At 61.3% G+C, this 12,321-nt stretch carries 9 protein-coding genes; 6 read left to right on the forward strand and 3 right to left on the reverse strand.

Translation table 11 applies throughout. The annotated features are described in order from the left end of the window. Positions 1–1,014, reverse strand: a complete 1,014-nt coding sequence (trpD, locus tag RB548_RS07215) for an anthranilate phosphoribosyltransferase (protein ID WP_331374270.1) — start codon at positions 1,012–1,014, stop codon at positions 1–3. A 34-nt stretch (positions 1,015–1,048) separates the two neighbouring features. Then, complete coding sequence (locus RB548_RS07220) at positions 1,049–2,941, reverse strand: peptidylprolyl isomerase (RefSeq protein WP_331374271.1); 1,893 nt, start codon at positions 2,939–2,941, stop codon at positions 1,049–1,051. A gap of 381 nt (positions 2,942–3,322) precedes the next feature. On the opposite strand from RB548_RS07220, the gene RB548_RS07225 reads away from it, so the two are divergent. The 5 genes from RB548_RS07225 (at position 3,323) to RB548_RS07245 (ending at position 9,667) form a co-directional block, all read left to right on the forward strand. After that, positions 3,323–4,969, forward strand: a complete 1,647-nt coding sequence (locus RB548_RS07225) for a Na/Pi cotransporter family protein (protein ID WP_331374272.1) — start codon at positions 3,323–3,325, stop codon at positions 4,967–4,969. A 152-nt stretch (positions 4,970–5,121) separates the two neighbouring features. Beyond that, a complete protein-coding gene (gene glmU / locus RB548_RS07230; protein WP_331374273.1) occupies positions 5,122–6,492 on the forward strand; it encodes a bifunctional UDP-N-acetylglucosamine diphosphorylase/glucosamine-1-phosphate N-acetyltransferase GlmU in 1,371 nt (456 codons plus the stop codon). Positions 6,493–6,635: 143 nt separating this feature from the next. Continuing rightward, positions 6,636–8,462, forward strand: coding sequence for a glutamine--fructose-6-phosphate transaminase (isomerizing) (gene glmS, locus RB548_RS07235; protein ID WP_331374274.1), 1,827 nt, complete (start codon positions 6,636–6,638; stop codon positions 8,460–8,462). Beyond that, the gene (locus RB548_RS07240; protein ID WP_331374275.1) at positions 8,459–8,956 is read left to right on the forward strand and encodes a GNAT family N-acetyltransferase; all 498 of its coding nucleotides are present in this window, start codon (positions 8,459–8,461) and stop codon (positions 8,954–8,956) included. The genes glmS and RB548_RS07240 overlap by 4 nt, the downstream gene beginning before the upstream one ends. A gap of 18 nt (positions 8,957–8,974) precedes the next feature. After that, positions 8,975–9,667 carry a DUF502 domain-containing protein gene (locus RB548_RS07245; RefSeq protein WP_331374276.1) on the forward strand — a complete coding sequence of 231 codons (693 nt, stop codon included), beginning with the start codon at positions 8,975–8,977 and terminating at the stop codon, positions 9,665–9,667. 112 nt (positions 9,668–9,779) lie between these two features. Here the strand turns inward: RB548_RS07245 and recG are convergent, their stop codons facing one another. Next, entirely contained in the window at positions 9,780–11,885 is a 2,106-nt protein-coding gene (gene recG, locus RB548_RS07250) for an ATP-dependent DNA helicase RecG (protein ID WP_331374277.1), read from the reverse strand. Between the two features lie 121 nt (positions 11,886–12,006). Between recG and RB548_RS07255 the strand changes: the two genes are divergently transcribed. Continuing rightward, complete coding sequence (locus RB548_RS07255) at positions 12,007–12,312, forward strand: FAD assembly factor SdhE (RefSeq protein ID WP_331374278.1); 306 nt, start codon at positions 12,007–12,009, stop codon at positions 12,310–12,312. The last annotated feature ends 9 nt before the right edge of the window (positions 12,313–12,321 follow it).

The raw sequence follows: 12,321 nt of genomic DNA on the forward strand, positions 1-12,321 counted from the left end.
TCAAGCGGCATTGGAGACGCTGATCAGCCGCTGCAGGGCAGTTTTCGCCGCACCGCTCGAGAGCGACTGCGTGGCGAGCGCCATGCCTTCGGTGAGATCTTTGGCGCGCCCCGCTATCATCAATGAAGCGGCGGCATTCGCAAGCGAAATGTCCCGATAGGCGTTCTCCGCGCCGTCAAGAACGGCCTGCAACGCAACTGCATTATAAACTCCGTCGCCGCCTTTCAGCGCCTCGAGCGCGGCCGTCTGAAGGCCGAAATCGGCGGGCGTCAACTCGAAGCTCGTGATCTTCCCGTTCTGCAGCGCGGCGACCTTGGTCACGCCGGTCGTCGTGATTTCGTCGAGTCCTTCGCCGTGGACCACCCAGACGTTTTCCGAGCCGAGATCGCGCAGAACTTCGGCAAGCGGGTCCACCCATTGCGGCGCATAGACGCCGACGAGCTGCCGCTTGACGCCGGCCGGATTCGACAGTGGGCCGAGCAGATTGAAGATCGTTCGCGTACCGAGTTCGACCCGCGTCGGGCCGACATGCCGCATCGCCGAATGGTGCTGTTGGGCGAACATGAAGCCGACACCGGCCTCCCTGATGCAGCGCGCGATCGCTTCGGGTTCGATATCGAGTTTGACGCCCAGGCAAGACAGCGCGTCGGCCGTACCGGATTTCGAACTCAGCGCCCGGTTGCCGTGCTTGGCGACCGGGACGCCGGCGCCGGCGACGATCAGCGAAGCGAGCGTCGAGATATTGTAGGTGCCGGCCCCGTCACCACCCGTGCCGACGATATCGATCGCGTCTTCCGGGGCCTCGACCGGCAGCATGCGTGCGCGCATTGCGCCAACCGCCCCGACGATTTCGTCGACGGTTTCGCCGCGCACCCGAAGGGCCATCAGGAAGCCACCGATTTGCGAAGGCGTCGCTGCTCCGGACATGATGATCTCGAATGCCGCGCGCGCGTCTTCACGATTGAGTGCCTCGCGAGTTGCGACTTTCGCGACGAACGGCTTCAAATCACTCATGAGTTCGTCCCCCTGTCCGTGAGCTTCTTGTCCGTCAGCGTTGCGCCAATGCGGTTTCGGCGAGTGTCTGGTTGATAGCCACACCGTAAGCTGTCTGCAGGGTGGAGACCATCTGATCAAGGATGTCGTCTCCGCTCGCGCGAGCGATGGCCTCTATTTGACGGCTGTCGTTGTCGAGGACGTTTACGGGATCGCTATCGTCGACAGCCGTTACCTGGAGAAGGACCTGCCCTTCTCCGCCGATGCCCGGCGCGTTGGCAACATGGCCGTTGGCGCCGCCAAAGGCCGCCGCGACGGCGGCTGGGCTCAACGCAGCATCTTCGGTCGAGCGGGTCAGGCCAGCTTTCGTTTCTACGACAAGGCCAAGTTCGCTCGCAATGTCGGCCAGCTTCGCGCCCTTCTCGATGCGTTGCTTGAGTTCGGCTGCCTTGGTGGCGAGGGCTGCCCGCTGCTGTTCGGCAGTCCAGTCTGCCGCAACCTCGTCGCGAACCTCATCCAGCGTGCGGTCGCGGGCGGGGATGATCTCTTCGAGATCGAACCACGCAGAGCCGTCACGGCCGATGTTGACGGAAAGCGTGTCGAGCCCCACTTCCGCCTTGAAGACTTCCTGGACAAGCGCGCGCGCCTCCGGAATTCCCTGGACCTCATCGCCGTTTTGATCCTTGCCCGTGGCGTCGATCGCGTCGATCGTGACAAGCTTCAGTTTCATCTGATCGGCCACTTGCTTGACCGTTGCGCCGGCGGCGCGCTCGTCCTCGATCCGATCGTGAAGGTTGACGACCTCTTCGCGCGCTGCCGAAAGGGCGATTTCCTTCCGCAGTTGCTCCTTAACCTCGTCGAAGCTGCGCGTGGCTTCCGGCTTTATGTTGGTTACGCGCAGGATAACCGGGCCGAACGCACCTTCCACAACCGGCGTAACTCCCCCTTCGGCCGGAACGGCGAAGGCGGCATCGGCGATTTTCGCGTCGGGCATGCGATCCTTCGTGAATTCGCCGAGAAGAACGTCCGCCGCGGTCTTGCCTTCGGCCTTGACCAGATCGTCGAAGGAGGTGCCGGCGGAGAGCTTGGTTGCCGCCGCGTCCGCCGCCTCACGTGACGGGAAGGCGAGCTGCTCGACGGTTCTCATTGCCGCCGTGCGGAAACTCTCCTTGCGCTTGTCGTAGTCGGCGCGCAACTCCTCTTCGGATACCGTGTCGGTCGCGACCAGATCTTCCGGCACCAGCTTGATATAGCTGAACTTGCGATATTCGGGAGCGCGATAGTTCGCCTTGTGGCTTTCGAACCAAGGCGCAAGCACGTCGTCGCCCGGAGCCTTGACCGCATCGATATTCGCGTTCGACAGCAGCAGGTAGTCGATCGAGCGCTTTTCGTGGCGATACTTGCCGACGGCGTCGGTCAGTACCTTGGGAGCGGTGTATCCGTCGGACAGTGCATCGACGATCTGTGACCGGACCGCAACCTGGCTGCGGTTGTTGATGTAGTCCTGCTCACTTAAGCCCGCGTTGCGCAAAACGCTCGAGAAAGTCAGCCGGTCGAACTGGCCGTTGACACTGTGGAAGGCAGGATCCTCGCCGATGAGCTTCGCGAGCCGATCCTCGGAGAGGCCGAGGTTCATATCCTGTGCGAGCTGATCGAGCGCGGCACCGGCGACCAACTGGGAGTAAACCTGCGACTCGATGCCGAAGGCACGGGCCTGCTGGCGCGTCAGCGGTGTCCCGAGCTGCCTTGAAAGCAGGCTCAACTGGCGCTCGTATGCCAGACGAAAGTCGCTCGGAGAGACCTTGATGTCACCGACCGTCACCACCGCGTTGGGAGTGCTTGCCACCATCAACGTCTGACCGCCCCATACCATGAACGACATGACGAGAATGGCCATCAGGCCTTTGACGATCCATGTCTGGGAAGCTTTTCTGAGCGATTCGAGCATAGGGGCAGAAACCTTGTTGCAGTACGGTGGCGTCACGCCAAAAAACGAATTCGTTCCTTAGAACAAACCAAACAGGAATTGAAGGGCGCTTCGCGGCAAATTGCGACACGTCCGTTCGGGCCGCCAGCATTCATTGCTTCCCGGAGATTTTGCGGCGCCACAACGTCCGGCGATGTGCTCGCCGTACCGGGAAATCACCGAGCCCAGCAAGATCGGACGCGAACGAGAAAGTCGATGTCGGATTCGTTAGCCGGCAAGAGAAATCGATCTGCGAAATTGTCGGTTTCGAGCGGACATCGTGTGGCGACGAAACGGGAATCCTGTGCTCGATAATGGAGTAAACTATCCTGATTTCAGTGGCGGTTACGGGAAAATCATGCCATGCAGTCAACGATCGTGATGGTCAAATTGTTCGGTGCGGTGGCGCTGCTTTTATTCGGCCTGTCGCTCGTCAAGGACGGGGTCACGCGTGCATTCGGATCGAGGCTGCGCACCGGTCTCGCACAGGGAACGAGCGGCGCGGTTCGTTCTTTTGTGACAGGCCTGGTCGCGACCCTTGCACTGCAGAGTTCGACGGCCACGGCCTTGATGACGGCGTCCTTCGTGGAGAGGGGGCTGGTGCGCGCGCGAATGGCGCAGATCGTGCTTTTGGGTGCCAACGTCGGCACGGCGATGACGGCCTGGATCGTTGCCATCGGGATCGGGTGGCTGTCGCCGGCAATTATTCTCGCGGGCGTCGTTGTGCACCGGATGAGTCGGTCGAGTGCGCGTCAGGGTGCCGGCTTCGCCCTTGTCGGCATCGGTTTGATGCTGCTGTCGCTCGACTTGCTTTCAGCGGCAACGGAACCGATGCGCGAATCTCGCGCGCTCGCGGCGTTTCTCGGCATGCTCGACAGCGCCTGGCCGGTTGCCCTGATCATCTCGGCAGGCCTGGCCTTCGCGTCATCGTCCAGTCTGGCGATCGTGATGCTTGTGCTTTCCCTCTCGTCTGCCGGAGTGCTTTCCGCGGGACTGACCGTCGCATTGGTGCTTGGCGCCAATCTCGGGGGAGCGATCCCGCCGGTTATTGCCACCCTCGGTTCGGCACCCCCTGCGCGCCGTGTCACGCTTGGCAACCTCGTCGTGCGCGGCATGGGCTGCCTCGTTGCGCTTCCGATCGCAGGGATCGGCGCTGACTGGCTGCAGCATCTGCCTTTGCCGCGGCAGAACCTGCCGGTCGACATCCATCTCCTCTTCAATCTCGTTGTCGCGATTGTCGCCTGGCCGTTCGCAGGGTTGCTCGCACGCGTGATGAGCCGGTTCGTTCCCGACGAAGAAGCTGGGGAGACGGGGCCGCGTTATCTCGACGAAGCGACGCTCGACACCCCCGTGATGGCGCTTTCCGGGGCGACGCGCGAAGTGTTGCGTGTCGGGGATCTGGTCGAGGCGATGCTGACGCGCGCATCGAATGCCTTCAACAACAACGACCTCGGTGAGCTGCATGACATCGCGAAAATGGAGAAGCAGGTCGATCTCCTCCAGCAAGAGGTGAAGATATTCCTGTCCCGGCTCGGGCGCGACGGACTCGGTGCCGAGGACGGTCGTCGTTCGATCGTCATCATCGACTATGCGATCAATCTCGAGCACATGGGCGACATCATCGAAAAAGGCCTCTGCGAGCAGATCGGCAAGAAAGTCACCAACGGATTGAAGTTCTCCGAAGACGGCTATCAGGAGCTGAAAAGCCTGTTCAACCTGACGATCGACAACCTACGCATCGCGCAGTCGATCTTCGTCAGCCGCAATGCAGACCTCGCTCGCCACCTGGTCGAGGTCAAGGTCGACGTCCGCCATATGGAAAAACGCTCGGCAGAGCGGCATCTCGAGCGCCTACGCGACGGCCTGCTTCAGAGCCTGCAGACGAGTTCGCTGCATCTCGACATGTTGAGGGACCTGAAGCGCATCAACGCTCACATAGCGTCTGTGGCCTACCCCATTCTCGAAGAAAGCGGTCTTTTGACGGAAAGCAGGCTGCGTCCGGAGGCTTGAGTGCGCGGTCTGCGGCCTTTGTCAGGTTTTAACCAGGGGTTACGCGACGTGATTGTGAGAATTGTGTTTCTCGCAATACATTGCCTATAAGAGCATCGTCGAGTCAGGCGATAGGGCATTCCGCCTGCGATTAATACCAGGGAGAAATCAGAATGGAACGGACGTGCCTGGCAATCATCCTGGCGGCTGGAGAGAGCACGCGGATGAAATCGTCCGTATCGAAGGTGCTGCATCCTGTAGCGGGAAGGCCGATGATCGCCCACGTCGTCGACGCGCTCGCCAGCGCCTCGATCTCGGATGTGGCGCTCGTCGTCGGCCGCGATGCCGATGCCGTTTCCGCTGCCGCCCAGAAAGCCGGCGTTACCGTGGCCTCGTTTCTGCAAAAGGAGCGGCTTGGCACCGGCCACGCCGTGCTTGCGGCTCGCGAGGCCATCGCCAGGGGTTATGACGACATTCTAGTCGTCTTCGGTGACACACCGCTCGTCACGGCAGAGCCGCTCAAGGCGGCACGTGAGGGGCTCGCTGAAGGCAACGACGTGGTCGTCATTGGGTTCGAGGCTGCCGACCCGACCGGTTACGGGCGCCTGATCATCGAGGATGGAGCCCTGGTCGCGATCCGTGAGCACAGGGATGCTTCCGAGGCGGAGCGTCGGATCACCTATTGCAATGGCGGGTTGATGGCCATAAACGGCCGTACCGCCCTCGACCTACTTGGTCGCATCGGCAATGCCAACGTCAAGGGCGAATACTATCTGACCGACCTCGTTGAGATCGTTCGCACCATCGGGGGCAGGGCAGTCGCTGTCGAAGCGCCCGAGGAGGAATTAACCGGCTGCAACACGCGGGCGGAACTCGCTTATATCGAGCGTCTCTGGCAGCAGCGCCGACGGTACGAACTGATGCTTTCAGGCGTGTCGATGATCGCGCCGGAAACGGTTTTCCTATCATGGGATACCGAGCTTTCTCAGGATGTCCTGGTGGAGCCGAACGTCGTCTTCGGCCCCGGTGTGAGCGTTGAGAGCGGGGCCATTATCCACGCCTTCTCGCATCTCGAGGGCGCGTTTGTCCGCGCTGGCGCGACCGTCGGCCCGTTTGCGCGCCTTCGTCCCGGCGCCGAACTCGGCCCAAACTCGAAGGTCGGCAATTTTTGCGAGGTGAAGAAGGCTGAGATCGGTGCCGGCGCCAAGGTCAACCATCTGACCTATATCGGCGATGCCTTCGTCGGTGCCGGATCGAACATTGGAGCGGGAACTATCACCTGCAACTATGACGGGGTGAACAAGCATGTGACCCGCATCGGCGAGAATGCCTTTGTAGGCTCGAACTCGTCGCTTGTGGCTCCCGTCGCGATCGGCGATGGCGCGCTTGTTGCGTCCGGCAGCGTCATTACCGAGGACGTTCCCGCGGACGCAGTCGCCTTCGGGCGCGCGCGCCAGGACATCAAGCCGGGCAGGGCGCGGATCCTGCGTGAGCGCTACGAAGCGGAAAAGGCCGCCAAGAAGAAGGCGAAGGCGGCCGAATAGACCTCGTTAAATACTGAAATTGAAAGTGAAAACGAACCGGATTGCCTCGCGCGGCAATTTCGCTACCAAGGCCCAAGGGCGGCAAGGGTCGCCTCGGGTGACGACTGCGCTGTGACAGGCGCGAAGAGAACGCGGAGAGGGATATGTGCGGTATTGTTGGCATCGTGGGTAGTCAGCCGGTATCGGAGCGGTTGGTCGATGCGCTGAAGCGGCTGGAATATCGCGGCTATGATTCGGCCGGCGTCGCAACCATCGACGGGGGCCGGTTGAAGCGCCGCCGTGCCGAGGGGAAGCTGTTCAATCTCGAAGCGAAGCTGAATGAGGAGCCATTGGCGGGCAGCATCGGCATCGCCCACACGCGCTGGGCAACGCATGGCGCACCGACGGAACGCAATGCGCACCCCCATTTCACCGATGGCGTTGCCGTGGTCCACAACGGCATTATCGAGAACTTCGCGGAATTGAAGGATGAACTTGCTGCGTCAGGCGCCGAGTTCCGCACCGATACTGATACGGAAGTCGTGGCACATCTCCTGGCGAAATACCATCGGGACGGCATGGGGCGCCGGGAAGCGATGCATGCGATGCTGAAGCGCGTCACCGGGGCCTATGCGCTTGCCGTGCTCTTCGAGGATGATCCGTCGACGATCATGGCGGCACGAAACGGGCCGCCGCTCGCGATCGGCCACGGCGACGGTGAAATGTTCCTCGGGTCGGATGCGATTGCCTTGGCGCCCTTTACTAATGAAATCACCTATCTGATCGATGGCGACTGGGCCGTTATCGGCAAGAGCGGCGCGCACATCTTTGACATTGACGGCAACGCCGTCTCGCGGCCGCGTCAGATTTCGATGGCAGCGGCCTATATGGTCGACAAGGGCAATCATCGCCATTTCATGGAGAAGGAAATCTACGAGCAGCCGGAGGTCATCTCCCACGCGCTCGGCCACTACATCAACTTCATCGAAAACCGGGTAACGGCTGTTTCCGATACTATCGATTTTACCAAGGTGCCGAGTCTTGCTCTTTCCGCCTGCGGTACCGCCTATCTCGCCGGGCTGATCGGCAAGTACTGGTTCGAGCGCTACGCGCGCCTGCCAGTTGAAATCGATGTCGCGTCCGAGTTTCGTTATCGCGAGATCCCGCTCTCGCCGCAATCGGCCGCTCTCTTCATTTCGCAGTCGGGCGAAACGGCCGATACGCTGGCATCGCTCCGGTACTGTAAGGAACACGGCCTGAAGATAGGTGCCGTCGTCAATACCCGCGAATCGACAATCGCGCGCGAGTCCGACGCCGTCTTCCCGATCCTTGCCGGTCCCGAGATCGGCGTCGCATCGACGAAGGCCTTCACCTGCCAGCTTGCCGTACTTGCCGCGCTCGCTATCGGGGCGGGCAGAGCTAGAGGCGCGGTCAGCGAACAGGAAGAACAGGCGCTGGTGAGAAGCCTCGCCGAGATGCCGCGCATCATGGGCCAGGTGTTGAACAGCATCCAACCGAAGATCGAGTTCCTGTCGCGCGAATTGTCGAAGTGCCGCGACGTGCTCTATCTCGGCCGCGGTACCAGCTTCCCGCTGGCGATGGAAGGCGCGCTGAAGCTCAAGGAGATTTCCTACATCCATGCGGAAGGCTATGCGGCCGGGGAACTGAAACACGGTCCGATCGCTCTGATCGACGAGAACATGCCCGTCATCGTCATCGCGCCGCACGACCGTTTCTTCGACAAGACGGTCTCGAACATGCAGGAAGTTGCCGCTCGTGGCGGGCGCATCATTCTCATCACGGACGAGGCGGGGGCTGCCGCGTCGAAGCTCGACACCATGCATACGATCGTGCTGCCGAACGTGGACGAGATCATCGCGCCGATGATCTTCGCGTTACCGATCCAGCTTCTTGCCTATCACACGGCCGTGTTCATGGGCACCGATGTCGATCAGCCGCGTAACCTGGCCAAATCGGTAACGGTCGAATGATCATCCGGCCGGAGCGGAGCGACGATCACGAGGCTATCCGCGACGTAACCGCGGCCGCCTTCGCCGAACATCCGTACAGCGATCAGACGGAACCGCTCATCGTCGAGCGTCTGCGCGCCGCCGGCGCGCTTGCCCTGTCGCTTGTTGCGGAAGACGCGGGCGAGGTGATCGCGCACGTCGCTTTCTCGCCGGTGACGCTCACCCCCTCCGCCGCCGGATGGTATGGCCTTGGTCCCGTTTCAGTCCGGCCGGACAGGCAAGGGCGCGGTGTGGGCAGTGCGCTCATCCGCCAGGGCCTTGATATGTTACGAAAATCCGGTGCGTCGGGCTGCGTCGTCGTCGGCGAGCCGGAGTTTTATAAAAAGTTCGGCTTTCGACATGAACGCACTCTTGTTTTTCCGGGTTGTGCGCCGCAATATTTTCTAGTTCTGGCCTTGTCGGAGACGGCGGTTTCCGGCAAGGTCGCTTATCATCCGGCCTTTGGGCCGATGTAACGAATTGATGGCAACGGCATGACGGAAGGCTCCAAAAGCGGCATCATCGCAGCCCGGCTGCGCAATTATTTTCTGACCGGGCTTATCATCTGCGCACCCGTGGCGATCACGGTCTGGCTAGTTCGTTCCTTTATCGAATGGGCCGACAGCTGGGTCAAACCTTACCTGCCGAACTTCTACAATCCCGACACCTATTCGCCGGTTGCCATACCCGGCTTTGGCCTTCTCGTTGCTGTGATCGTCATAACGCTCGTCGGATTTATGACCGCCAATCTTGTAGGACGGTCGATCGTCGCTTTGGGCGAGTCGCTCCTCAACAGGACGCCGCTTGTCCGCACAATCTACAAATCGCTGAAGCAGATTTTCCAAACGGTTCTCCAGGAGCAGTCTTCATCCTTCAAGAAGGCAGGGCTGATCGAGTATCCGAGCCCGGGCCTCTGGTCGCTGGTTTTCATCGCGACCGACGTCAAGGGCGAAATCGCCGCGAAGTTCGATGAACGGGGCATGGACATGGTCACGGTCTTTCTTCCGCCCACGCCGATCCCGACCGCTGGCTTCCTGTTGTTCGTGCCGCGCGAGAAAATCATACCGCTTCAGATGAGTGCCGAGGACGCGGCCAAACTCCTCATTTCGGGCGGCCTTGTCGCGCCCGACCACAAGCCGCTCGCCAACGCCCCGCCGCGATCGATTCCCCATCAGAAGACCGCCTAGAGCATCCCGCTTTCATGTGGAATCACTGAAAGCGGATAAGATGCTCTAGGATCAAAGTGCTAGAGCGTCCTTTGTGCGTTCTCTTGAACGCACGGCGCTCTAGAACGTGGCGCTAACCGGCGCGCAGGAAACGAATCGCCTCGTCGCGTCGGTAAAGATAAAGGAGCGTTCGCAGCGCTTCGCCACGCTCCGAAGTCAGTTCGGGGTCGCGCGCTATGACATGGGCAGCGTCCCTGCGGGCGACCTCGAGAAGATCTCCGTGCGCCTCCAGGCTTGCGATACGGAAACCGGGCGTGCCGGATTGCCGCGTTCCAAGAAGCTCGCCTTCGCCGCGCAATTTCAGGTCTTCCTCGGCAATCAGGAAGCCGTCCTCGGTCTCGCGTAGAATGGAAAGACGCGCGTGTCCTGCTTCGCTAAGCGGGCTCTTGTAGAGGAGAATGCAGGTTGATGCCTCATCGCCTCGGCCGACGCGGCCCCTCAACTGGTGTAGCTGCGCCAGACCGAAACGCTCCGCGTGCTCGATCACCATGATCGTCGCGTCGGGAACATCCACGCCGACCTCCACCACGGTCGTCGCCACGAGCAGGCGAATTTCGCCGTTCTTGAAGGCAAGCATCACGGCATCCTTGTCCGGACCGGACATGCGGCCGTGAACGAGACCGACATCATTGCCGAAGCGCTGGACCAGAGTTTGATAGCGTTCATCGGCGGACATCACGTCGCTTTCCTCGGACTCCTCCACCAGCGGGCAGATCCAATAGGCTTTCTTGCCTTGGCCGAGCGCCGCATCGAGTCTGTCGACGATCTCGTCCGTGCGCTCGGTGGGAATGGTCACCGTCTGTATTGGCTTTCGCCCAGCCGGCTTCTCGGTAAGCTTGGAGACATCCATGTCGCCGAAGGCCGCGAGTACGAGCGTGCGCGGAATAGGCGTCGCCGTCATGACAAGCATGTGTGGCGAAATGCCTTTGGCGGTGAGCCGCAGCCGCTGGTGGACGCCGAAACGATGCTGTTCGTCGACGATGGCGAGCACAAGTTGAAGATAATTCACGGCCTCCTGGAACAGAGCATGCGTTCCGATCACCATCTGCGTTTCGCCGGAAGCAATGCGTTCCAAGATCGCATCGCGCTCCTTGCCTTTCGTGCGTCCAGTCAGGACATCGATGCCGATACCGGCCGGCGCGGCCATTTTGGAGAGCGTGGCATGATGCTGCCGCGCAAGGATCTCGGTTGGCGCCATCAGCACCGCCTGGCCGCCGGATTCGATCGCGGCGAGCATGGCCATCAGCGCCACCGCCGTCTTGCCGGAACCGACATCGCCCTGCAGCAGGCGCAGCATGCGATCACTGCCGGACATGTCGGCAAGTATGTCGCCGATCGCGGCCGACTGGCTCGCCGTCAGCGAGAAAGGCAGCGCCCGGATGACCGGCTCACTCAATTTACCGGTCGGATGAACAGGGGTTCCGGCGACCTTGCGCAGCCGTTGACGCACCAGCGAGAGCGACAATTGCCCGGCAAGAAATTCGTCATAGGCGAGCCGCCGCCGCGCGGGAGCCTGCGCATCGATATCGGTTTCATCGCGGGGTTCGTGCAGGCGGTGGAAGCTTTCCCTTGCGCTTTGAAAGCCTTGCTGACGGAGGAGCGCCTCGTCGAGCCACTCGGGCAGGTCCGGCACCCGCGCCACCGCCGCCTCGATGGACCGCCGCAACGTTCGCGGGGAGAGGCCGGCAGTCAGCCCATAGACGGGCTCGACGAGCGGCAGATTTTCCGCCTCGGCGACCCTCACCATATAGTCGGGATGCACCATCGACGCTCGACCGTTGAACCAATCGATCTTGCCGCTGACGATAACGGTTTCATCGACGGGTAGCGTCTTTTCCAGCCAGTTTCCCTTGACGCGGAAAAACGTGAGCGCCAGTTCGCCGGTGTCATCGTGCAGGAACACGCGATAGGGTACGTTCGGTCTGCCGCGAGGCGACGGCTGATGCCGGTCGACGCGGCCGGTGATGGTGACGACCGACCCTTGCGGTGCATAGGCAACACCAGGTTGCTGGCGCCGATCGATCAGCGAATGGGGCGCATGAAAGACAAGATCGATCACCCGGCAATCGTCGATCGTTTCGCGGCCAAGCAGACGTGCATAGAGCTCGCCGGTTTTCGGACCAATGCCGGGCAGCGTGTCGAGAGGCGAAAACAGCGGGTCAAGGAGGGCAGGGCGCATGACGATGAAATTGCGACGATAATTCCGGCTTTGGCAAGGCTGACAACCCGCCTTCCAGCGTTTATAGAGCCCAAAGACTAAAAACCCGCTGCCATGGCTGCGGGCGGCAGGAAGGATTTCCATGACCGGCATCACACGTACAAGCGCCGATCTCGACCCGCGTCGGCGCAGGATCCTCTTTCGCTCCTGGCATCGCGGCATTCGCGAGATGGATTTGATTCTTGGGCAATTCGCCGAAACGGAGTTGGCGAGCCTGTCGGATGCGGAACTCGATGAACTGGAAACGATCATGCGCGAGGAAGACAACGATCTCGTCAGATGGATCACCGGCGAACAGCCCCTGCCGGAGCGTTATGCGACGCCGTTGTTCAGCCGGGTCGCGGCTTATCGCCCGGACTTCGACAAGCTTCATCAGGAAACGAAATAGATTCAAGCG

This window comes from Sinorhizobium chiapasense, from assembly GCF_036488675.1.
Lineage (GTDB): Bacteria > Pseudomonadota > Alphaproteobacteria > Rhizobiales > Rhizobiaceae > Sinorhizobium > Sinorhizobium chiapasense.

What these genes read in the sequence shown, in the direction of transcription:
- trpD (WP_331374270.1), bottom strand. Translation starts at nt 1,014, where the DNA reads ATGAGTGATTTGAAGCCGTTCGTCGCGAAAGTCGCAACTCGCGAGGCA.
- RB548_RS07220 (WP_331374271.1), bottom strand. Translation starts at nt 2,941, where the DNA reads ATGCTCGAATCGCTCAGAAAAGCTTCCCAGACATGGATCGTCAAAGGC.
- RB548_RS07225 (WP_331374272.1), top strand. Translation starts at nt 3,323, where the DNA reads ATGCAGTCAACGATCGTGATGGTCAAATTGTTCGGTGCGGTGGCGCTG.
- glmU (WP_331374273.1), top strand. Translation starts at nt 5,122, where the DNA reads ATGGAACGGACGTGCCTGGCAATCATCCTGGCGGCTGGAGAGAGCACG.
- glmS (WP_331374274.1), top strand. Translation starts at nt 6,636, where the DNA reads ATGTGCGGTATTGTTGGCATCGTGGGTAGTCAGCCGGTATCGGAGCGG.
- RB548_RS07240 (WP_331374275.1), top strand. Translation starts at nt 8,459, where the DNA reads ATGATCATCCGGCCGGAGCGGAGCGACGATCACGAGGCTATCCGCGAC.
- RB548_RS07245 (WP_331374276.1), top strand. Translation starts at nt 8,975, where the DNA reads ATGACGGAAGGCTCCAAAAGCGGCATCATCGCAGCCCGGCTGCGCAAT.
- recG (WP_331374277.1), bottom strand. Translation starts at nt 11,885, where the DNA reads ATGCGCCCTGCCCTCCTTGACCCGCTGTTTTCGCCTCTCGACACGCTG.
- RB548_RS07255 (WP_331374278.1), top strand. Translation starts at nt 12,007, where the DNA reads ATGACCGGCATCACACGTACAAGCGCCGATCTCGACCCGCGTCGGCGC.